The organism is Nonomuraea sp. GTA35, from assembly GCF_041950525.1.
GTDB lineage: Bacteria > Actinomycetota > Actinomycetes > Streptosporangiales > Streptosporangiaceae > Nonomuraea.
Genome location: NZ_JBGNUV010000009.1, coordinates 288,849 through 310,090, shown reverse-complemented (window position 1 = coordinate 310,090; position 21,242 = coordinate 288,849). Strand labels below are relative to the sequence as shown.

The following is a 21,242-nucleotide window of genomic DNA, read 5'->3' as shown; positions in this document are numbered from 1 at the left end:
TTCCGTGTCCCGGAACATCCTGTTGTCCACGAGCCGCACAACGATCTATACCGGGAGGCGAGGGAGAAATGAGGAGACAGTTGTGCTGACCCATTTCATCGGTGGCCAGCCGGTGGCCGCGGGCAAGACGTTCCCCGTCCACGACCCGGTCACGGGCGCGGTGGTCAGGCAGGTCCACGAGGCCGATCCCGAGGTGGTCGACCGGGCGGTGCGGGCGGCGCGGGAGGCGGCCCGCGACTGGGCGGCGATGCCTGTCGGCGAGCGCGCCGGGTGGATGCGGCGGCTGGCCGAGGGCATCGAGGCCCGCTTCGACGACCTGGTCGCGGCGGAGATCGCCGACACGGGCAAGCCGCTGGACCAGACCCGTACCCTCGACATCCCGCGCGGTATCGCCAACTTCCGGGCCTTCGCCGAGATCGCCGCGCAGCGTCCGGAGGACGCCTTCCACCTGTCGGGCGTGCTCAGCTACACCGTGCGCAGGCCGCTCGGGGTGGTCGCGGTGATCGTCCCGTGGAACCTGCCGTTCCTGCTCATGACCTGGAAGCTCGCGCCCGCCCTGGTCTCGGGCAACACGGTCGTGGTCAAGCCGTCGGAGCAGACGCCGGGCTCGGCCGCCGTGTTCGCCGAGCTCTGCGCCGAGGCCGGCCTGCCGCCCGGCGTGGTCAACATCATCTTCGGGTACGGCTCCGCCGGCCAGCTCCTCGTCGAGCATCCCTGGGTGAACGCCGTGACGTTCACCGGCTCCACCGCCACGGGCACGACGATCATGAAGTCCGTGGCCGACCGGGTCAAGCCGATCTCGTTCGAGCTGGGCGGCAAGAACGCGGGGCTGGTCTTCGAGGACTGCGACCTGGACAAGGCGGTCGAGGGCGCGGTGAAGTCGGTCTTCACCAACGGCGGCCAGGTCTGCCTGTGCACCGAGCGCCTGTACGTGCACCGCTCGATCTTCGAGGACTTCTGCGCCCGGCTGGCCGCCCGCGCCCAGGAGGTGGAGCTCCAGCCCATGATCTCGGCGGAGCACCGCGAGAAGGTGCTCTCCTATTACGCCTTGGCCCGCTCGGAGGGAGCCAAGGTGCTCGCAGGGGGCAGTGTCCCCGTGTTCGGCGATCATCGCGATTCCGGTTATTTCGTGGAGCCGACTGTGGTGACAGGCTTGTCTGAATGGTCGAGGTTCAACAGAGAAGAGATCTTCGGTCCCGTGTGCCACGTCGCGCCCTTCGACAGCGAGGCCGAGGCCGTCGACCTGGCCAACGGCAGCGAGTACGGCCTGGCCGCCACGCTGTGGACCACGAACCTCGACCGCGCCCATCGCGTGGCCCAGCGCCTGGAGGCCGGGCTCGTCTGGGTCAACACGTGGTACCTGCGCGACCTGCGTACCCCGTTCGGCGGTGTGAAGCTGTCGGGCATCGGCAGGGAGGGCGGCACCCGCTCGCTCGACTTCTACTCCGAACCCACCACGATCACCATCAAACTGGAGCAGCCCGATGCATGACGAATGGTCCCAGGCAGTGGACGCGCGCTCCCAGGCGGCCGAGCGGCTGGCCGAGGCGGCGCGTACAGGCCGCCCCTGCGCGCCGATCAGGGACCTGGTGGGCACGGCGGCCGACGCGTACGCCGTGCAGGAGCTCGGCACCAGGCAGGCGCTCGACGCGGGGCGGCGGCCGGTCGGCAGGAAGGTCGGCCTGACGAACCCGACGGTGCAGCAGCAGCTCGGCGTCGACCAGCCGGACTTCGGCACGCTGTTCGCCGACGCCTGCTACGGCGACGGGCAGCCCATCCCGCCGGACCGGTTCCTGCAGCCGCGGGCCGAGGCCGAGGTCGCCCTGGTGCTCGGCAGGGACCTGAAGGGCGGCCCGTTCACGGTGGCCGACGTGATCAGGGCGGTGGAGTTCGCGCTGCCGGCGATCGAGATCGCCGACTCGCGGATCGCCGGCTGGGACATCACGCTGGTCGACACGGTCGCCGACAACGCCTCGTCCGGCGCGTTCGTGCTCGGCGGCACGCCCGTGCCGCTGCTCGGGCTCGACCTGCGGGCGGCGCGGATGACGATGACGCGGGGCGGCCAGGAGGTCTCGGCCGGCTCGGGCGAGGCGTGCCTGGGCAACCCGCTCAACGCCGCCGTCTGGCTGGCCACCCGCCTGGGCCGCACCGACCACCCGCTGCGGGCCGGTGACGTGGTGCTGACCGGCGCGCTCGGGCCGGTGGTGCCGGTCGAGCCCGGAGACGTGTTCGAGGCGCGGATCGAGGGCCTCGGCCCCGTGCGGGCGGTGTTCGGCAAGTGAGCCCCCAAGTAAGACCGAGGGCCATGCGCGTGCCCGGCAAGGCCACCCCGCGAGGCAGGTTCCCCCACGTCAAGCGGGCCGGAGACTTCCTGTACGTCTCGGGCACGAGCTGCCGGCGCCATGACGACACGTTCGTGGGCGTCGAGGTGGACAAGCACGGCGCGACCAGCCTGGACATCCGCGCCCAGACCAGGGCGGTCATCGAGAACATCGGCGACATCCTCAAGGCCGCGGGCGGTTCGCTGGCCGACCTGGTGCAGATCACCACGTACCTGGTGAACATGAACGACTTCAAGGGCTACAACGAGGTCTACGCCGAGTTCTTCGACGAGGAGGGGCCCACCAGGACCACGGTCGCGGTGCACCAGCTCCCGCACCCGCACCTCCTCATCGAGATGCAAGCCGTCGCCTACCACCCCCAGGAGATCTCATGATCCCGCCCATCGACTTCACCGCATGGATCGACGAGCACGCCCACCTGCTCAAGCCGCCCGTCGGCAACAAGGTGGTCTTCGAGGCGGCGAACGACTTCATCGTGATGGTGGTCGGCGGGCCCAACTCCAGGACGGACTTCCACGTGGATCCGTACGAGGAGCTGTTCTACCAGGTGCGCGGCAACATGCACGTCAACGTGGTCACGGAGAACGGCCCGCAGACCGTGCACATCCGCGAGGGCCAGATGTGGCTGCTGCCGCCGCGCGTGCCGCACTCGCCGCAGCGGCCGGAGGCCGGGTCCGTGGGCCTGGTGGTCGAGCGGATCCGGCCGGAGGGCGAGCTGGAGAAGTTCCAGTGGTACTGCATGGCGTGCGGCGCCCTGGTGCACGAGGCCGAGCTGCAGGTACGTGACATCGTCAGGGACCTGCCGCCGGTCTTCGAGGCGTTCTACGGCGACGAGAAGGCCCGCACCTGCGGTCGATGCGGCGCGCTACATCCTGGCAAGGGCTGAATGTCCATCGACGAGCGCGCGCTGCGGCTGCTCGTCGGCACTCTCGGGGAGGACCATGTGATGCTCGGCAGCGACTTTCCCCACCCGCTGGGCGAGTCACCCTCCGGTGACCTGATCCGGCGTGCCCCCTTCCTGCCCGGCACGGCCCGCGCCAGGCTGCTCGCAGCCAACGCCGAGGCGTTCCCGGGCTGAAGGGAGCTCCCCCATGCGCGCACCCGTGCTGGGGCTGCCCGTGGTTGGCCTGGCGGTGCTGATGGCCGCCGGTTGCGGCGGGACGGTACCGCCGCCTGACGAGGACAGGCTCCCGGTCAAGATCGGCGCGATCATCTCGCAGACCGGCGTGTACGCCATGCTCGGCGACGACATGGAGACCGCCATGCGCCTCTATCTCGACGACCACGGCGGCCGCCTGGGCGGCAGGGCGGCCGAGCTGGTGGTGGCCGACGACGGGGGCAACTCCGAGCAGGGCAGGAAGGAGGCCAGGAGGCTGATCGACGAGGCGGGCGTGGACGTGCTCACCGGCCTGATCGCCTCACCCGTCGCCGTGTCGGTGGTGGAGGAGGCCGCCGGCGGTACGCCGGTGGTGGTCGCCAACGCCGGCTCCGACGAGCTGGACGGCCCGAACGTCTTCCGCGTCTCCTACACCAACCGCGACCACGGCCACGCCGCGGGCCGCTACGCCGCCGAGCGGTACGGGCGGCGCGGCGCGGTGCTCATGGCCTCCGACTACTCGGCCGGCGTCGAGACGCTCGACGGCTTCGCCGAGGGGTACGGGGCCGGGCCGCTCCAGCGCATCCTGACCCCGCACGGCCGGGTCACCGACCTCAAGCCGTACCTCGACCAGATCCCGCCCGAGGCCGGGCTGCTGTTCGCGTTCTACGCCGGCGGCGAGGCGGTCGCGTTCGCCAGGACGTTCAAGCAGCTCGGCTACGACACCAGGATCGAGCTGCTGGCCTGCATGAACCTCACGGACGAGGACGTGCTGCGGGCCGTCGGCCCCGACGCCGAGGGCATCACGAGCGTCGGCATGTACTCGCCCGCGCTGGACAACCCGGACAACGCCGCGTTCGTGGCCCGGTGGCGGGCCAGGACCGGCGGGAACCCCTCGGCCGTGGCCCTGCAGAGCTGGGACGCCATGCGCCTCATCGACGCGGCGCTGTCCAGGGGCGGCGAGCTGACCCGCGCGCTGGGCGAGGTGGGCGAGCTGGCGGGCCCGCGCGGCACGTTCCGGCTGGACGCGGCGCACAACCCGGTGCAGAACTGGTACGCCCGTCAGTACCAGAATGGTGTGAACAGGGTGATAGCCACCATTCCTCCATGACGGGAGTGACCTTGGATCGCGACCAGTGCCTCGCGCTCGACGCCGCGGACCCGCTGCGGGAGTTCAAGGACGAGTTCGTGCTGCCGGAAGGGGTGATCTACCTCGTCGGCAACTCGCTCGGCGCGCCGCCCCGCCGGGCCGCCGAGCGGCTGCGCAGGACCGTCGAGGACGAGTGGGGCAGGCACCTCGTCGGCGGCTGGAACCACGCCGGCTGGTACGAGCAGCCGCTCACCGCCGGCGACCGGATCGCCCCGCTGATCGGCGCGGGACCCGGCCAGGTCGTCGTGGGCAACACCACCTCGATCGCGGTCTTCCAGGCCGTGGCGGCGGCGCTGAAGCTGCGGCCCGAGCGGCGCGTGATCGTCTCCGACACCCGGAACTTCCCCACCGACCACTACATGGTGCAGGGCCTGGCCTCGCTGCTGGGCGGCTACGAGCTGCGCGACCTCAGCGAGGGGTTCGACGACGCGGCCGTGGTGCTGCTGTCGGAGGTGGACTACCGGACGGGCGCCCGCCAGGACGTGCCCGCGGTCACCGCCGAGGCGCACGCCGCCGGCGCGCTCATCGTGTGGGACCTGTGCCACAGCGTGGGCGCCATGGAGGTGGACGTCTCGGGGGCGGACTTCGCCGTGGGATGCACGTACAAGTACCTGAACGCCGGTCCCGGCGCGCCCGCGTTCCTCTACGTCAACCCGCGCCACCAGGCCGCCGCCGAGAACGTGCTGTCCGGCTGGTACGGCCACGCCGAGCCGTTCGCGTTCGAGAGCGGTTACCGGCCGGCCGAGGGGGTGCGCCGGTTCGCGGTGAGCACCCCGCACGTGCTGTCGCTGGCGGCGCTGGACGCGGCGCTGGAGGTGTGGGAGCGGGTGCCGATGGCGCAGGTCAGGGCCAAGAGCATGGCGCTGGGCGAGCTCTTCGTGAAGCTGGTCGGCGACCGGCTGGAGCTGGCCTCGCCCGCCGACCCGGCCGCGCGGGGCAGCCAGGTGTCGCTGCGCCACCCCGACGGGTATCCGGTGATGCGGGCGCTGATCGACCGGGGCGTGCACGGCGACTTCCGGGCGCCGGACGTGCTCAGGTTCGGCTTCGCGCCGCTCTACATCGGTTACACCGACGTGTACGACGCCGCGACCACGCTGCTGGAGGTGCTGGACAAGGAGCTGTGGCGGGAGGAGAAGTACGCCACCCGCCTGGCCGTCACCTGAGATCGAGCTCCTTGACCGCCCGCTTGGGCGCGATGGCCCGGTAGCTCTCTTCCACCCAGTCGAGCAGCACCTCGGTCTCCGGGAGCCGCGACAGGAACGGCACGGTCACCCAGCCCGCCTTGCCCAGCCCGTAGCCGCTGGGCCGGGCGCCCTCGACGGTCAGCGCGTGGCCGTGCGCCTGCGACAGCAGCTTCACGCCGAACGAGGGGTCCCACTTCTCGGTCTGCTCGTCGACGCCGAGGAAGAGGAAGACCTTCTTGTTGACCTTGATGACGGTGTCGCCCCAGGGATGGTCCTCGTGGGCCTCCGGCAGGCCGAGCGCGAACGCGCGCAGCTGTTCCCTGACGTCGTGCCAGTCGTGGCTCATGCTCCCGACCTTAGCCCGGACGGCGGAACTCTTCGAGCTTGCGTTCGATACCGGCCCTGATCCGCTCGCGGGCCTCCATCCGGGGGACGCCCGACATGAGCAGGTTGTCGTAGTCGGTGTCGAGGTGGCGGATCGAGGCGATCACGGCGAGCGTGATCGCGTTCTCGTCGAGCGCCCTGGCCGCCGCCGACCTGCCCACCCGGCCGCTGCCGCGCTGGCCGGCGTGCTCGGCGATCTCCCGCGCCCGCTCGTCCGGACAGCCGGGGAACAGCCGGGCGATCTCGGCGGCCATCGCGGCCTGGTACTCCACGTCCTGCTCCGCCCTGCGCACGCGGTCGCGCTCGCGGCGGCGCCGCCGTACCTCCTCGTCGGCCAGGCAGCGCTCCTCGGCCGCGGCCAGCGCGGACTCCTCCACCAGCAGGCCCATGCGCTGGTAGACCTTGCGCCGCCGGTTGTACTGCACGACCACCGCGGACAGGCCGCTCTCCTGCTTGGCCCGGCGGCTGAGCGCCGCGTTGCCCGACGGCAGGAACACCAGGTGGTCCAGGTCCGCGCACGTCAGGCAGTGCGGCCGGTCGTCCTCCATGATCAGGTAGGGGCCGGTGTCGCCGCAGGACGCGCACGTCCACGCCTCCAGCGGGGCCACCGCCACCAGATCCGGCGCCTTGCTCTGCGCCTCGGTGAGCCGGCGCACCCTGGCCTCGCTGAGATCGGGCGAGAGCCAGTGCACCCGGAACGGCTCCTGCTCGTGCCGGGCGGTGAAGCGCAGCTCTCGGCGGTCGCGGGTGCCCGCCACGTACGGGGTCTCCACCGGCCGCAGCCCCCTGGCCCGCGCCCAGTCGCGCAGCAGGCCGGCCGCGGTGAGCAGGCGGTCCTCGTCCACGGCCGCCAGCTCCGCCAGCGTGGCCGCCCGGCCCTGCCGCCAGGTGTCCACATGCCTGGAGTGCAGCCAGCGCAGGCCCGTCACCACGTCGATGAACGTCACGTACTTGCGGGTGGTCAGCGCGATCTCGGCCGCCTCCGCGACCCGCCTCGCCAGGTTGGGCTTACTCACGGTTCAAGTTTGTCGTGAGATGGCGAGCCCCGAAGCTTTCCTTGGAACAGTTGCGGCAAGTAACTCCTCTGGATCTGGCCCTGGAGGAAATCGTGCGTCTGTTCTGGCCTGCGCTCCTCGTGCTCACCACCTCGTGCGGTGTGGCGGAGGAGGGCACGCAACCCGTCGTGACGGGAAGGTTCGGCAGCAAGCCGATCGTCTCCATACCCAAGGGCCAGCCGGGGCGCACACCGCGGATCACGGTCCTGTCGGTCGGCAGCGGACGGCGTACGGTGCCGGGGGACGTGGTGCTCGCCGACGTGGACATCCGGCGCTGGTCGGACAACCGGCCGTACCTGAGCACCCACGACGGCAACCAGCCCACCACGGTCGTGTTCGACGGCAGGCAGGTGGCGGAGACGTGGCGGCAGTCGCTCATCGGGCGGCCGGCCGGCAGCCGCGTCATGCTGGTCAGCCCGGCAGGGGAGGCCTTGGGGCCGAACGTGCCGCTGACCGGCGTCTCGCCCGCCGACACGCTGGTGCTCGTCTTCGACATCCTGGGCGGCTATCCGCCCGACGCGCGCCTCGTCGGCCGCCCGCTGCCGGTCGTCCCCGCCGACCTCACGCCCGCCGCGCCGCCGCGCACCCTGATCGACGGGTCCGGCCAGGAGGTCGTGGCGGGGTCGAGGGTGGTCGTCCAGTACGTGGCCGCGTCGTGGCCGTCGAGGGTCGTGGTGGACTCCTCGTACCGGCGGGGCGGGCCCAGCGCGTTCACGCTGGAGGCGGGGTCGGTGCCGGCGGCCTGGGTCGGCGCGCTGGCCGGCCGGCGGGTCGGCAGCAGGGTGGCGGTGCCGTCGCCGGGCCCGCGGCCCATGCTGTACGTCATCGACATCCTCGACACGATCACGCGCGCGTAGGCCGGCGGCTCCGTCGCCGCCCGGCCTGCCCTCGGCCGAGGCGGGCGCCGATCACGCCGGGGAGCGTCCGGCGGGGCGCGGCGGAACAGTCATGATCGCGACACGATGCGGCGGACGAACCGCCTGAGCCGGGAGCCCTGGGCGGGCGTGCTGCGCAGCATCTCCAGCGCCTCGGCCGCCGACGGGCGCTTGGCGGGGGAGTGGTCGAGCATGCGCCGCACCACCTCGGGCACGTCGGGCCCGTGGGCGTCGCCGCTGGTGGGGAACTGGCCGGTGAGGAGCTGGTAGGCGATGACGCCGGCGGCGTACACGTCGGAGGCGGTCGTCATCAGGTCGGCCCGCTCCTGGCACTCCGGCGCCACGTACGCGGCGTCGAGGATGTTGCCCAGCTCGTGGGCCACGGTGTAGTTGCGCGGCCCTGGCTTGGCGTAGTCGAACCCGGTCAGCACCGCGTGCCCGTCGTCGGTGACCAGCACGGCGGCAGGGGTGAGCGCCCGGTGCACCACGCCGTTGGCGTGGGCGTGGGCCAGCCCGCGCAGCAGGTCCTGGATCACGCCCAGCGGCGCGCCCTTGCCCAGCGCCAGGTGCAGCGCCTCGCCGTGGACGTCGTCGAGCACCAGCACGAACCGGCTCTCGTCGTCGATGGCGAAGAAGTCGCGCGAGCGCACCACGCACGGATGGGGCGGGATCCTGGCCAGCGTCTGGTAGGCGTTGGCGATGCGCTGCCGCTCGGCCGCCCGCGCCTGCTGGTCGGCCAGCGGATCGGCCTGGTAGACCCGCAGCAGCACGGTCTCGCTGCCCGGCAGCGTGACGTTGAACGCACGGTACTCGGTGACCTTGGAGTCGCCGCCGAGCTGCTCCTCGACCTCCCAGTTGCCGTACCTGGGCGGGGCCGTGCTGCGGCGTACGGTCTGGTTGAGCGCGTCGAGGATCGCGGTGAGGTACGGCCTGGCGTCGGGGCTGCACCCGCGCCTGACCCGGGAGACGTCGCTCAGCGTGGCCAGCAGGCCGGGCAGGTCGGTGACGTTGACCGCGTCGCGCCCCGCGGGGTCGACCAGCTCGGCGTCGGGCGAGGTGAGCACGACCAGGCTGTCGACGTAGACCCGCTCCAGCTGGGTGGCCCTGGACACCAGCAGGCCCTTGAGCGCCTTCGCGGTGCCCCGCAGCTTGGTCACCGGCGATCCGAACGCCTCCCTGCGCGGCGGGAACCAGCGCGTGCCCGACACCTCGATGCGGCCCCGGGTGCCCTTGACGTCGACCACGACGAGCGAGTGGCCGGTCAGCACGATCAGGTCGACCTCGAAGATGTCGGAGCCGCGTGGGACCTCGACGTTGTGCAGCAGCAGCCAGTCGGCGGGCGCGTGGTCACGGAGATAAGCGATCACGCGCCGTTCGGCGTCGTTGACCGGACGTCCTCCGCCGACGATCTCTGCCATGCGGCCTATCCTTCCACGGTTATGAGTTGACAGCATGTTGTCGTAATGACAAGATGTTGTCATGCAGAAAATCGTTCACCACGCCGTTTACGACACGCTCGCCGACTGGGAGACCGGTCACCTCACGGCTCACCTGCGCAACGGCAACTACCAGCGCGAACCGGGCGGATACGAGATCGTCACCGTCGGCCTGACGACCGACCCGGTCGTCAGCATGGGCGGCCTGCGCATCACCCCCGATATCGCGCTGGCAGACCTCTCCCCGGCCGACAGCGCGCTACTCCTCCTGCCGGGCGCCGACCTGTGGGACGCGGGTGACTCGCTGGTGCCGTTCGCGCGCAAGGCCCGCGAGTTCCTCGACGCGGGGGTGCCGGTGGCCGCCATCTGCGGCGCCACGGCGGGGCTGGCCCGCGAGGGGCTGCTGGACGACCGCGACCACACCAGCGCCGTGGCGCAGTACCTGGAGGCCCAGGAGGGGTACGCCGGAGCCAAGCGCTACCTCGACCGCGACGCGGTGCTCGACGGCGACCTGGTCACGGCGGGCCCGACCGAGCCGGTGGCCTTCGCCAGGGAGGTCTTCCGCCGGCTCGACGTCTACCGGCCCGAGGTGCTGGACGCCTGGTTCCGGCTGTTCTCCAGGAGCGACGCCTCGGCCTTCGAGGTGTTGATGACGGCGTGAGCGAGAGTAGCGAGCTGTTGTCGGGGATGGCGCTGGGGGCGTTCCGGCTCAACGGGCAGTTCCTGCAGGTGGCCGAGGAGCTGGCGCGGCCGGCCGGGGTGACGGCCGCGTGGTGGCAGGTGCTCGGCGCCGTCCTGCGCGAGCCGCTGCCCGTCGCGGGGATCGCCCGCGTCATGGGGATGACCAGGCAGGGGGTGCAGCGCATCGCGGACCTGCTGGTGGAGCGGGGCCTGGCCGAGTACCGGCCCAATCCCGCGCACCGGCGGGCCAAGCTGCTGCAGCCCACGCAGGCCGGGCGGGAGGCGATCGCCAAGATCGACCCCGGCCACCAGGAGTTCGCCGACCGGCTCGTGGGGGAGCTGGGGGCAGAGGACGCCCGGCGGTGCCTGGAGGTGCTCCAGCGGCTCTCGGCCGCCCTCGACCGCCTGGCGGAGGATTCGTGACCCGGCGCCGGCGGCGAACCGCCGGCGCCGGCGAACTCCCAAAGCGCCGGTCGAACTTTGTCCAAAGAGCGGTGAACGAATTCCCCGTGCGCGTCTCGCCGGGGCGTGAAACCGGTTGAATGGCGGATCGCCGAAGTCCTGTGCAGGGGCGGTGCCGTGGCGGGCCGGGAAAACCGACGCCAAAAAATAGAGGCGGCACTTTGACCTAGCCGAGGCCTTTCCGAGTTGCGGTTTTCGTCGCCTCCCATGAGGGTTATTCGCGGCACCTCACAGCCCTGCACGAACGACCACGGCGCCGGAATTCCGCGCCGATCCACGGAGGAAAGCAATCATGATCCGTCGTATTCTGGCCGGTGCTGCAATCGCGGCCGCCGCCTTCGGGCTCCCCGCGACCACCGCGTCCGCCGACGTCGGCCCCAACGTGCGCAACGAGGGCGCCGCCATCCTCAGCCAGTTTCAGATCATCGACGATGCGCTGAACAAGGTGCTGAACCACTCGGCCAACAACATCGAGGTCCAGATTATCAACATCCTGGACGAGGTCAACGTCCCGCTGCTGAACAACAACCAGCCCACTGTCGGCGACCACAACAAGGACACCGACATCGACAACGGCTCGGCCAGCGCCGAGTAGGCCCAGGGCGTTCATGGGCGGAGGGGGCGGCGGCCGGGAGCCATGACCGGCCCCCCTCCGGCCCCCGCGCGTATGCGAATGAGCCGGCGGTGGCGATCCGCGAGGCCATGGAAAGACTTAAGCGCCGTCGATGTTTCGGGTGGGCAACCGCGCTGCACGGATGCCGGTTTCCTGACCGCGAAAACCTGACACCAAAAAATCGAGGCGGCTTCTTGACCTCCATAAGGCCTTTCCGGGTTGCGGGCTACGCCGCCCGCCGCAATTGTTATTGGCGGCACCTCACAGCCCTGCACGAACGACTATGGCGCCGGAATTCCGCGCCGATCCATGGAGGAAAGCAATCATGATCCGTCGTATTCTGGCCGGTGCCGCTATCGCGGCCGCCGCATTCGGGTTCTCCGCGACCGCCGCGTCCGCCGACGTCGGCCCCAACCCGTACAACGGCGGCCAGGCCATCCTGAGCCAGTTCCAGATCATCGACGACATCCTGAACGACGTCGCCAACCACTCGCTGAACGACCTCGAGGTCGAGATCATCAACATCCTCGACGAGGTCAACGTCCAGGCGCTGAACAACAACCAGCCCTCCGTCGGCGACCACAACAAGGACACCGAGATCGACAACGGGCACTCCAAGTCCGAGTAAGTCTCGGGAGGCGGGGGAGGTGCGGCGGCACCGCACCGGAGCGGGCCGCGTGGCCAACCGCCCTCCTCCCTCCCAGGTGCACGAAAGAATCTGATCGTGGAGACTCGCGAGGCCACGGAGCGGCTTTCGGGGCACTGAGGCGTTCGGCGGCCGTACGTCCTCAGCGTGACCGGGCGAAGGTCACCTGGGGACGTACGGCAGACGCTTCCGCGCTTTGTGCCGGGGCCGGCCGGGAATATCGTGAGTGACACGGACGCCGATATCCACGGACACCGATACTCAACGACGACTTCTCCGGTCGCCGAAATCCAGTGCCAAAGAATCCAAGCGCCTCCTTGACCTCCATGAGGGCATTTCGAGTTTGCCATCTCCGATGTCCGCCACGATCGTTGACTGCGGCACCTCACAGCTCTGCACGTATGAACACGGCGCCGGGAGCCCCGCGCCGATCCATGGAGGAAAAGCAATCATGATCCGTCGTATTCTGGCCGGTGCCGTTGTCGCGGCCGCCGCCTTCGGGTTCTCCGCCTCCGCCGCGTCCGCCGACGTCGGCCCCAACCCGAGCAACAAGGGCCAGGCCCTGCTGTCCCAGTTCCAAATCATCGACGACGCGCTGAACGACGTGCTCAACCACTCGGTCAACGACCTCGAGGTCGAGATCATCAACATCCTGGACGAGGTCGACCTCCAGCTGCTGAACAACAACCAGCCTGCGGTCGGTAACCACAACAAGGACACCGAGATCGAGAACGGCCAGGCCAAGTCCGAGTAGCACCCCTGGGTGGGCGGGAACGCCGGCCGTGGTGACTCGCGAGGCCACGGCGCGGCTTCCCGGACATCGAGACGAACGGCGGCCGCACGTCCCCCGGCGCGCTTCGGGTGAGGAGCGCCCGAGGGGACGTGCGGCAGGCAGCCGGCTCACAGCTCCACATCGCCGCGACCCCGATCCGGCCGCACCACGCCGAGCAGGTCCGGCCTGTCGAGCGGGTCGATCCGCACGAGCGCGCCGGTGTACGGCGCGTGCACCATGCGTTCGCCGTCCAGGGCCAGCCCCACGTGCTCCGGCCCCGGCCGCTTCCGGTCGTTGTCGTAGAAGACCAGGTCCCCTGGCTCCAGCAGGTCCTCAGGCACCCGCACGCCCGAGCGCCACTGCTCCGTCGTGGTCGTGCCGATGGGGATGCCCGCCCGCGCGTACGCGTACTCGGCCAGCCCCGAGCAGTCGAACCCCTTGGTCCTGGCGCCCCGCCCGATGCCGTAGCCGGGCCCGTGCACCCCGCCCCCGCCCCAGGAGTAGGGCACCCCGATCATCTCCAGCGCGGCCCTCAGCGCGATGCCCCCTGACGCGGACGCCGCCGTCGCCGGCGCCGGCCAGGCGACGCACCCGATCGTGCACACGATGGCGCACGCCGCCGCCGCTATCCGTCGAATCCCTTTCTCTTTCATGGCTTATCAGCGCTCCCGTTCCGAGCGGCGTCCGGGGGCATGACCGCCGACCTGTACGCAGTTGTCTTATCTGCGTCTTTTTCTCGCTTCTATTGCTACAAAACGCCCTCTCATAGCGCACGCAATAAGCGGATATTTCGCGTTATTTGGCGGCGAGGGGTGGGCGGCCGACGGAGCCGGCCGCCTTTCGGGAGATCCTCGGTAAGCCCGCTGACGCCACGCGTATGCCGGGAGTACCGGTGCTCGGCTGAAGCCGCCTGGCGGAGATGTTCAGGATTGTCCGAAAAATCGGTCATTTTCCTACGAAAATTACATCGTCAAACATCTGTCGTGTAATCTGGACTCGGGTCAACGGCCGGCGGCGCGTGCCGGCGGCCATCCCGATCGGCAAGACGACCCCCAGAGCGCGTGATGGGGGGTGCGAGGAGCGTGAGCGTCCAGGAGCAACTGCTCTACCAGGACAGGCAGCTGACCATCGTGATGGCGAAGGCGCCGGGGGTGCCGGCCGTCGCGCTCATCGGCGAGATCGACGCCTCCAACAGCCCCGCGCTGGCCACCACGCTGGCCGGCTGCCGCAGCCCGGCGCAGGGCGCCTACATCGTGGTCGACACCGGCGAGCTGCGCTTCATCGACGTCTCGGGGCTGCGCGTGCTGGTCATGCCCACCCTGCCTCCCTCACAGCGGTGGATCCGGCTGCACAACGTCACGCCGTACCAGCGGAGACTCCTGCGCATGATGGGCTGGTTCTACCAGCCCAGGAGCCACCACGTGCCCCTGTAGGGCCGATCATGGCGGCCGAGGTGCCCAGGCCGCTGGGCCCGCCGAGCCACCGGCGCGGCGGGAGGTTGTGACGCAGCAGCGTCGGCTCGTCGTAGCGGAAGCAGCCGCGGTGCCAGTTGAGTATCCCGGCCAGCCAGTTGTGCAGCTCGCTCACGTACGCGTCCACCTCGCGGCGCGCCTCGGCGTCGAGGCCGAAGTCGTCGCAGACGACCGGCAGCTCGTGCTCGACGATGTGCTGGAACTGCCGCACCCGCGACTCCTGCAGGTCCCTGACGATGCCGAGCGCCGTCGGGTAGTCGCAGTCGAAGAAGCTCTGCACCACCAGCACGCAGTTGTGCACCTCGCCCTCGAACTCGATCTCCTTCTGGTACGAGAACACGTCGTTGACCAGGGCCCCGGCGTCCATCATCGCGTTCTCCAGCGCCACCACGGGCCCGCTGGCGTAGAACTCGCCGGGTATCCCCCTGGCATGCCGCAACCGGCACAGGCTCATCGTGAAGTGGGAGCCGAAGGTCGCCCGGCGCATCTCCATGTAGTCCACCGGGTCGGGGACATGCCTGGCGATCTCGTTGGCCAGCTCCCACAGCCAGCCCTCGCACATCTCCTCGATCGCCGCGCGCAGCTTGCCCCGGTCCTCCGGCGGCATCGGCCCGGTCGTGCGCGCCCACACGTCGGCCAGGCCCCGCTCCAGCGCGTTCGCGGGGGGCGGCGGAGGGGTGCCGTCGAGCGGCATGAACAGCCCGAACCTGTCCACCGTCACCTTGGCCGCCGACAGGTTACGTGTCCGGCCGAAGACGACCGGGAAGTAGTCGTCCCCGTACGTCCCCCAGGCCAGCCAGAAGGAGGCCAGGTCCAGCTCCTCCGGCGAGGCGTCCGGATGCAGGCCCGCCGCGCACAGCGGCAGGTCGATGTCGATCAGCTTGGCCTCGTCCCACACGGCGGACCCGGCCACCCCGTTCTGCGGCTCCAGCATGCCCATCGCCGCGCACCAGGCCACGACGTTGCGCCGGGCGGCGTCCAGGTGGGGCGAGAGCTTCAGGTCGAACGGCACGTGCAGCTCGGGGATCACCGACGGCCCCACCCGCTGGTGCGGCACGTGCGCGAAGTTCCGCAGCCGCTTGGCCCCCAGCAGATCGACCAGCGACGACATGCCCAGCGGCCGGGTGGCCCGCGCCCGCTCGTTCATGTAGCGGCTGGAGCGCAGGTGCCACTCGTGCCCGCCCGACTGCCAGTCCTGCAGCCCCTTGACGTAGGCCAGCACGCCGGCCGCGCTGAGCGGATCGACGGCGTGCTCCACGAACAGCGGCCCCAGCTCGAAGACCGCCGTGTGCTCGAACTGCTGCATCCGCGAGGTCAGCAGGTCGTTGACCGCGTCGGCGGCCTCCTGCGTGGTGCAGCCGAGGAACTTCTCCAGCACCAGCACCCCGTTGCTCAGCTCGCCCTCGTCGCCCACCTCCCGCTGGTAGGAGAACAGGTCGTTACGCAGGTGCACGGCGTCGGAGAAGGAGTCCTTGAGCACCCGCAGCGGCCGCGTGGCCGCGAGCACGGCCGGCACCTCGGCGCGTACGGCGTGCTCGACGAGCCCCGCCGACCAGGGCGCGCCGCCGACCTTGCGGCGCATCTCGATGTACTCCACCGGGTTCGCCACCCGGCCGCTGTTGATGTTGGCCAGCTCCCAGAGAGACTCGTTCAGCAGGTTGCGCGTGCTCTCCGCGAACCGGCTCCGCCAGTCCAGGGACATGCTGGGCACCGTACGCGGCCACAGGTCGGCCAGGCCCGCCTCGACCGGGTTGGTCGGCTCCGGCACGGTCAGGTCGGCGCCCATCGGCATGAAACGGGCCAGCCGGCTCAGGTACTCCTTGCCGCCCCGCAGGTCGCCGGTGCGCTTGAAGACCTCCAGGAAGTGGTCGTCGAAGAAGAAGACCCAGACGTACCAGTCGGTGATCAGGCCGAGCTCCACGGCGTCGCACTCGGGATGGGTGTAGGCGCACATCAACGGGTAGTCGTGGGCGTCGAGATCGGCCTCCTCCCAGACGCCCGAGCCTTCGAGCATGCCCATGTCGCGAGCCCACTGCTTGGAGTGCGCGCGTGCCTCCTCCAGATGCGGGTTGAGCCGGGCCGGGTACGGCACGTAGAAGTCCGGCAGTTCGAACGGCTGGGACATCATCACTTCCTTACCTGTTTACCTCGACGTTCTCCAGCGCCCCGAGCGCATCCGGCACCAGGACCGCGGCCGAGTAGTAGGCGCTGACCTGGTACGACGCGACGGCTCTGGCGTCGATCCCGGTGAACTTCACGCTGAGCCCCGGCTCGCGCTCGTCGGGCACGCCGCTCTGGTACAGGCCCACCACCCCCTGGTCCTCCTCACCCGTGCGCAGGACGAGGATCGTGCTCGTGCCGTGGCGGGCGATCGGGATCTTGTCGCACGGCAGGATGGGCACGCCGCGCCACGCGGTCAGCCTGGAGCCGTCGAGCTCGACGCTGTCGGGGTAGACGCCCCTGGCGCTGCACTCCCGGTGGAAGGCGGCGATGGCCCGCGGATGGGCCAGGAAGCAGCGCGACTTCTTCCTGCGGCACAGCAGCTCGTCGAGGTCGTCGGGGCCCGGCGGGCCGTTCCTGGTGTACAGCCGCTGGCCGGGGTCGGCCTGGTGCAGTAGCCCGAAGTCGCGGTTGTTGATCAGCTCGCGCTCCTGCGACTCGCGCACGGCCTGGATGGTCAGCCGGAGCTGCTCCTCCCTCTGCTCCATCGGCTGGTTGTACAGGTCGGTCACCCGGGTGTGCACGCGCAGCACGGTCTGCGAGACGCTCAGCTCGTACTCGCGCGGCCCCGGGTCGTAGTCGGCGAACGTGCCGGGCAGCACGGTCTCGCCCCGGTGCCCGGCGGCCGTGACGATCTCGGCCTCGCCCCACTTGTTCCGCGGCGCCGCCCGCCGGGCGCGGTAGCGGTCGAGGTGGGCGCGCAGCGACGGCGACCGGCCGGCCACCGCGTGGAACTCCGCCCACGGCAGGGCCAGCACCGTGCACGCGGTGCCGGCCTCCAGCGTGTACGCCCACACCTCGCCGTCCGCGGGCAGGTCGGCCCCCGCGTGGTCGCCACCGGCCAGCGAGCCGAGCAGGACGCGGTCGCCGTACGCGCCTGCCTGGAGCTTGTCCGCCTTCCCGCGGGCGAGGAGGATCAGCTCCCGCGCCGGCCGTCCGGCCCGCACGATCGTGTCACCGGGTGCGAACTCCCGCTGCTCGAACAGCCCCGCCAGGCTGTCGAGCACGCGGTCGTCCTGGAGCCCGTGCAGCGGCGGCAGCTCGGTCAGGCTCGGCGGCACCACGCGGACCCGGGCCCCGGTGTTGGCGAAGCCGACCCGGCCGCCGCCGACCCGGTACGTCAGCCGCCGGTTCACCCGGTAGACCGCGCCCGCGACGCTCACCCACGGAAGCACCCGGAGCAGCCAGCGGGGGGAGATCTCCCGCATCTGCGGGGGTGTCTTGGTCGTCGTGGCGAGTCGCCGCGCCGCCCCGGTGTCGAGGCTCAGCCGCTGTTCGGACTCCAATGACATGGTCACCACCGATCCATGGGGCCGGACGGACGAGAGCGGGGCCGGGTCAGCCGTTCCTGCCGAGCTCGACGTCCTCCAGCACGCCGAGCGCGTCCGGCACCAGGACGGCGGCCGAGTAGTAGGCGCTGACCAGGTAGGAGATGACGGCCCGCTCGTTGATGTTCATGAACCGGACCGACAGGCTGGGCTGGTACTCGTCGGGGATGCCGGTCTGGTGCAGGCCGACGACGCCCTGGTTCTCCTGTCCGGTCCGCATGAGCATGAACGACGTCGTGCGGGTGCCGCTGATCGGGATCTTGTTGCACGGGAAGATCGGCACGCCCCGCCAGGCCGGCACCCGGTGCCCGCCGACCTCGGTGGACTGCGGGTAGATGCCGCGCTTGCTGCACTCCCGCCCGAACGCGGCGATGGCCTGCGGGTGCGCCAGGAAGAACGAGGGTTCCTTCCACACCGTGGACAGCAGGTCGTCGAGGTCGTCGGGGGAGGGCGGGCCCGAGCGGGTGCGGATGCGCTGGCCGAAGTCGGCGTTGTGCAGCAGGCCGAACTCCTTGTTGTTGATCAGCTCGTGCTCCTGGCGCTCGCGCAGGGCCTCGACCGTGAGGCGGAGCTGCTGGTCGAGCTGGCTCATCGGCTGGTTGTACAGGTCGGAGACCCGGCTGTGCACGCGCAGCACGGTCTGGGCCACGCTCAGCTCGTACTCGCGCGGGGTCTGCTCGTAGTCCACGAACGTGCCGGGCAGCACGGCCTCGCCGACGTGGCCGGACGACATGTTGATCGCGGCCTCGCCGTAGTCGTTCTGGTCGCGGTCGCCGCTGGTACGCCAGGCCTCGATGTGCTCGCGCAGCGCCGGCGCCCGCTCGGCGACCTGCTCGAAGTCCGCCCTGGACAGCGTGAGCACGGTGGTGGCCGTCCTGGCCCGCGCGCTGTACTCGAACTGTCCGCCCTGGACCAGCGCCTGCTCGCCGAGGTAGTCGCCGTCGGCCAGCACGCCCAGGTTCTGGTCGTCCCCGTACGCGCCGCGCCCGATCTTGGCCACGCGGCCGTGGGCGATCAGCACGAGCTGGTCCACCTGGCCACCCTCGGAGACGATCTCCTCATCCGTCTCCACCTCACGCTGGGTGAAGCGGTCGGCCAGGGCTTCGAGCACCTCCATGTCGTCGAAGCCGCGCAACATCGGCAGCTCCGTCAGCTCGGCGGGGATCACCCGCACGTCGGCGCCTGTGGTGGTGAAGGTGATCCGGCCATCGCCCAGCGTGTACGTCAGCCGCCGGTTCACCCGGAACACACCGCCGGAGCACTGCACCCACGGCAGCAGTTTCAGCAGCCAGCGGGTGGTGATCTCCTGCATCTGCGGCGGAGTCTTGGTGGTCGTCGCGAGTTGCCTGGCGGCATCGGTGCTGAGGCTGAGCTGCCCGTTGCCGTTCTCAGGTGCGGTTGAGTGGGTCGGTTCGGTCATCGTGCTGCACCACCAATCTCGGTGTGGGCCCTAGCCCGGCTTGCGGTTGGAGCGGAGTTCGAGTGGAAGGGAGAAGGTCAGGGTCTCCTCGGTCACGGTCACCGGCTGCACGTCGGCGAAGCCGCGGGCGGCGAGCCAGTCCAGTAACTCGGTGACCAGCCCCTCCGGCACCGAGGCGCCGGAGCTCACGCCGACGGTCCGCACGCCGTCGAGCCAGCGCTCGTCGGCGTGCGCCGCCCGGTCGACGAGGTAGGCCGCGCCGGCGCCCGCGCCCAGCGCCACGTCCACCAGGCGCTGGGAGTTGGAGGAGTTGGCCGAGCCGACGACGATGACCAGCTCGCAGCGCGGCGCGATCCTGGTGATCGCCACCTGGCGGTTCTGGCTGGCGTAACAGATGTCGTCGCTCGGCGGGTCGACCAGGTCGGGGTGGCGTTCGCGCAGTTTCTCGACGGCCTGCAGGGTCTCGTCCACGGCCAGCGTGGTCTGCGACAGCCAGCTCAGCCGCCTGGAGCCGTCGGTCCGCAGGTCGCCGGGGGCGGCCGGGTCCATGACGTGGATGCGCTCGGGGGCCTCGCCGAGGGTGCCCTCGACCTCCTCGTGCTCGGCGTGGCCGATGAGCACGATCTCGTAGCCCGCCTCGGCCATCCGCACGGCCTCCTTGTGGACCTTCGTCACCAGCGGGCAGGTGGCGTCGATGGTCCGCAGCCCGCGCCGCGCCGCCTCCTGCTTCACCGCCGGCGAGACGCCGTGGGCGGAGAAGACGACCAGCGCGCCGTCGGGGACCTCGTCGAGCTCGTCGACGAAGACCGCGCCGCGGCGGCTCAGGTCGTCGACCACGAACGTGTTGTGGACGATCTGCTTGCGCACGTAGACGGGGGATCCGAAGCGCTTGAGCGCCTCCTCCACCGTGATGATCGCGCGTTCGACGCCCGCGCAGTAGCCGCGCGGAGCCGCCAGTAGTACCTGTCCCATGGTGAAGACGCCCCTCACTTGGTGCGGTGCGCGAGCTGGTCGGCCATCGCGGCCAGCACCGTGGCGGCCTCGGGCTTGATCTGGGCCCCGGCCAGGGCGGCCATGGCCTCGCGCACACGTTCTTCGATCATTTCCTCGACCCGGGCCAGCGCTCCGGTGTCGATGAGGATCCGGCGCACCTCGGCGGCGCGCTCCTCGGTCAGCTCCGGGTTGCCGTGCCAGGTCCTCAGGTGGTCGAGCTGGGCGGGGGTGGCGTTCTGCACGGCGTAGGCGTACATCACGGTCTGCTTGCCCTCGCGCAGGTCGTCGAGCGCCGACTTGCCGGTCTCCGACGACGAGCCGAACGTGCCCAGCACGTCGTCACGGAGCTGGAACGCCTCACCCAGCGGCACCCCGAAACCGGAGTACGCGTCCAGCAGCTCCGGCGGGGCACCGGCCAGCGCGCCGCCGATCTGCAGCGGCCGCTCGACGGTGTACTTGGCGCTCTTGTAGCGGATGACCGTCAGCGCCTCGGCCTCGGTCGCGCCCGAGCGGAGCTGGGCCAGGACGTCGAGGTACTGGCCGCTGATGACCTCGGTGCGCATGGCGTCGAACAGGTGGTGGGCGGCACGCAGCCGGGCCGCCTCCACCCCGCACGACGACAGCAGCGCGTCCGACCAGGCCAGGCTGAGCGTGCCCAGCAGGATGCCGCCCGCCCGCCCGAACGCCTCCGCGCCCGGCCCCTGGTGCAGGTCCGTCAGACTCCTGTGCACGGTGGCCTGCCCGCGGCGGAGCTGGCTGCCGTCCATGATGTCGTCGTGGATGAGCAGGCCGGCGTGGCACAGCTCCAGCGCGGCGGCGGCGCTGATGATCTCCTCGCAGTCGTCGCCGCCGGCGCCGCGCCAGCCCCAGTAACACAGCTGCGGGCGCACGCGCTTGCCGCCGCCGAGGATGAAGTCGGCCAGCAGTCCGTACGCGGCCTCGACGCCCGGGTCGGAAACGGGGTTCCGCCAGGCGTCGAGGAAGCCGCTCAGCCGCCGGTCGATGCGTGCGCCAAGGGAGGGCTGAGTGAAGCTCACCGGCATACGCGCGGCTCCTTCTGTCCGTCGGTCACTACCGCTAGTTACTCATTGAATACGCAGCGTGTAAAGTGTC

23 protein-coding genes are annotated in these 21,242 nt (G+C 70.7%); 14 read left to right on the top strand and 9 right to left on the bottom strand.

Annotated elements, in window-relative coordinates; genetic code table 11:
• Positions 1-82 precede the first annotated feature (82 nt).
• The 7 genes from ACBJ32_RS35760 to kynU are packed head-to-tail and all read left to right on the top strand — an operon-like array spanning position 83 to position 5,751.
• Positions 83-1,492, top strand: a complete 1,410-nt coding sequence (locus ACBJ32_RS35760) for an aldehyde dehydrogenase family protein (protein WP_375130510.1) — start codon at positions 83-85, stop codon at positions 1,490-1,492.
• A complete protein-coding gene (locus tag ACBJ32_RS35755) occupies positions 1,485-2,282 on the top strand; it encodes a 2-keto-4-pentenoate hydratase (protein ID WP_375130509.1) in 798 nt (265 codons plus the stop codon). Before ACBJ32_RS35760 ends, ACBJ32_RS35755 begins: the two co-directional genes overlap by 8 nt.
• A 23-nt stretch (positions 2,283-2,305) precedes the next feature.
• Positions 2,306-2,716 (top strand): RidA family protein, encoded by a 411-nt coding sequence (locus ACBJ32_RS35750; RefSeq protein WP_357882583.1) that lies wholly within the window; start codon positions 2,306-2,308, stop codon positions 2,714-2,716.
• The gene (locus tag ACBJ32_RS35745; RefSeq protein WP_375130508.1) at positions 2,713-3,228 is read left to right on the top strand and encodes a 3-hydroxyanthranilate 3,4-dioxygenase; all 516 of its coding nucleotides are present in this window, start codon (positions 2,713-2,715) and stop codon (positions 3,226-3,228) included. Before ACBJ32_RS35750 ends, ACBJ32_RS35745 begins: the two co-directional genes overlap by 4 nt.
• Positions 3,229-3,420 carry an amidohydrolase family protein gene (locus tag ACBJ32_RS35740; protein ID WP_375130507.1) on the top strand — a complete coding sequence of 64 codons (192 nt, stop codon included), beginning with the start codon at positions 3,229-3,231 and terminating at the stop codon, positions 3,418-3,420.
• A 13-nt stretch (positions 3,421-3,433) separates the two neighbouring features.
• A complete protein-coding gene (locus ACBJ32_RS35735; protein WP_375130506.1) occupies positions 3,434-4,549 on the top strand; it encodes an ABC transporter substrate-binding protein in 1,116 nt (371 codons plus the stop codon).
• Positions 4,546-5,751, top strand: a complete 1,206-nt coding sequence (gene kynU, locus ACBJ32_RS35730) for a kynureninase (protein ID WP_375130505.1) — start codon at positions 4,546-4,548, stop codon at positions 5,749-5,751. The genes ACBJ32_RS35735 and kynU overlap by 4 nt, the downstream gene beginning before the upstream one ends.
• Here kynU and ACBJ32_RS35725 read toward each other — a convergent pair.
• Positions 5,744-6,118: an MmcQ/YjbR family DNA-binding protein gene (locus tag ACBJ32_RS35725; protein ID WP_375130504.1), complete on the bottom strand. Its 375-nt coding sequence runs from the start codon at positions 6,116-6,118 to the stop codon at positions 5,744-5,746. The two genes, kynU and ACBJ32_RS35725, sit on opposite strands and share 8 nt — an antisense overlap.
• Positions 6,119-6,128: 10 nt before the next feature.
• Positions 6,129-7,172 (bottom strand): DUF2293 domain-containing protein, encoded by a 1,044-nt coding sequence (locus tag ACBJ32_RS35720; protein WP_375130503.1) that lies wholly within the window; start codon positions 7,170-7,172, stop codon positions 6,129-6,131.
• A 92-nt stretch (positions 7,173-7,264) separates the two neighbouring features.
• Here ACBJ32_RS35720 and ACBJ32_RS35715 point away from each other — a divergent pair, with 92 nt between their 5' ends.
• Positions 7,265-8,068, top strand: a complete 804-nt coding sequence (locus ACBJ32_RS35715) for an FKBP-type peptidyl-prolyl cis-trans isomerase (RefSeq protein ID WP_375130502.1) — start codon at positions 7,265-7,267, stop codon at positions 8,066-8,068.
• A gap of 89 nt (positions 8,069-8,157) precedes the next feature.
• Here ACBJ32_RS35715 and ACBJ32_RS35710 read toward each other — a convergent pair whose 3' ends face one another.
• Positions 8,158-9,504, bottom strand: a complete 1,347-nt coding sequence (locus ACBJ32_RS35710) for an NERD domain-containing protein kinase family protein (protein ID WP_357882561.1) — start codon at positions 9,502-9,504, stop codon at positions 8,158-8,160.
• Positions 9,505-9,565: 61 nt separating this feature from the next.
• On the opposite strand from ACBJ32_RS35710, the gene ACBJ32_RS35705 reads away from it, so the two are divergent.
• The 5 genes from ACBJ32_RS35705 to ACBJ32_RS35685 all read left to right on the top strand — a co-directional run bounded on the left by ACBJ32_RS35705 (position 9,566) and on the right by ACBJ32_RS35685 (position 12,678).
• Complete coding sequence (locus ACBJ32_RS35705; protein ID WP_375130501.1) at positions 9,566-10,183, top strand: type 1 glutamine amidotransferase family protein; 618 nt, start codon at positions 9,566-9,568, stop codon at positions 10,181-10,183.
• A gap of 26 nt (positions 10,184-10,209) precedes the next feature.
• Positions 10,210-10,626, top strand: coding sequence for a MarR family winged helix-turn-helix transcriptional regulator (locus ACBJ32_RS35700; RefSeq protein WP_375130633.1), 417 nt, complete (start codon positions 10,210-10,212; stop codon positions 10,624-10,626).
• Between the two features lie 331 nt (positions 10,627-10,957).
• A complete protein-coding gene (locus tag ACBJ32_RS35695) occupies positions 10,958-11,260 on the top strand; it encodes a hypothetical protein (protein ID WP_375130500.1) in 303 nt (100 codons plus the stop codon).
• A gap of 343 nt (positions 11,261-11,603) precedes the next feature.
• Positions 11,604-11,906 (top strand): hypothetical protein, encoded by a 303-nt coding sequence (locus ACBJ32_RS35690; protein WP_357882552.1) that lies wholly within the window; start codon positions 11,604-11,606, stop codon positions 11,904-11,906.
• A gap of 469 nt (positions 11,907-12,375) precedes the next feature.
• Positions 12,376-12,678, top strand: coding sequence for a hypothetical protein (locus ACBJ32_RS35685; RefSeq protein WP_357882549.1), 303 nt, complete (start codon positions 12,376-12,378; stop codon positions 12,676-12,678).
• A 146-nt stretch (positions 12,679-12,824) separates the two neighbouring features.
• Here the strand turns inward: ACBJ32_RS35685 and ACBJ32_RS35680 are convergent, their stop codons facing one another.
• Positions 12,825-13,349 (bottom strand): C40 family peptidase, encoded by a 525-nt coding sequence (locus ACBJ32_RS35680; protein ID WP_375130499.1) that lies wholly within the window; start codon positions 13,347-13,349, stop codon positions 12,825-12,827.
• Between the two features lie 429 nt (positions 13,350-13,778).
• On the opposite strand from ACBJ32_RS35680, the gene ACBJ32_RS35675 reads away from it, so the two are divergent.
• On the top strand, positions 13,779-14,129 hold the full coding sequence (locus tag ACBJ32_RS35675; RefSeq protein WP_357882543.1) for an STAS domain-containing protein: 351 nt from the start codon (positions 13,779-13,781) through the stop codon (positions 14,127-14,129).
• On the opposite strand, the gene ACBJ32_RS35670 is transcribed toward ACBJ32_RS35675, so the two are convergent.
• Genes ACBJ32_RS35670 through ACBJ32_RS35650 form a run of 5 tightly spaced genes read right to left on the bottom strand, consistent with a single transcriptional unit; the run spans position 14,053 to position 21,166 of the window.
• Positions 14,053-16,293 carry a germacradienol/geosmin synthase gene (locus ACBJ32_RS35670; RefSeq protein ID WP_375130498.1) on the bottom strand — a complete coding sequence of 747 codons (2,241 nt, stop codon included), beginning with the start codon at positions 16,291-16,293 and terminating at the stop codon, positions 14,053-14,055. The two genes, ACBJ32_RS35675 and ACBJ32_RS35670, sit on opposite strands and share 77 nt — an antisense overlap.
• Positions 16,294-16,303: 10 nt before the next feature.
• On the bottom strand, positions 16,304-17,680 hold the full coding sequence (locus ACBJ32_RS35665) for a family 2B encapsulin nanocompartment shell protein (protein ID WP_375130632.1): 1,377 nt from the start codon (positions 17,678-17,680) through the stop codon (positions 16,304-16,306).
• A gap of 46 nt (positions 17,681-17,726) precedes the next feature.
• On the bottom strand, positions 17,727-19,136 hold the full coding sequence (locus ACBJ32_RS35660; protein WP_357882537.1) for a family 2B encapsulin nanocompartment shell protein: 1,410 nt from the start codon (positions 19,134-19,136) through the stop codon (positions 17,727-17,729).
• 30 nt (positions 19,137-19,166) lie between these two features.
• Positions 19,167-20,108 (bottom strand): 4-hydroxy-3-methylbut-2-enyl diphosphate reductase, encoded by a 942-nt coding sequence (locus ACBJ32_RS35655; RefSeq protein ID WP_357882534.1) that lies wholly within the window; start codon positions 20,106-20,108, stop codon positions 19,167-19,169.
• Positions 20,109-20,122: 14 nt separating this feature from the next.
• On the bottom strand, positions 20,123-21,166 hold the full coding sequence (locus ACBJ32_RS35650; RefSeq protein ID WP_375130497.1) for a polyprenyl synthetase family protein: 1,044 nt from the start codon (positions 21,164-21,166) through the stop codon (positions 20,123-20,125).
• Positions 21,167-21,242: the final 76 nt, after the last annotated feature.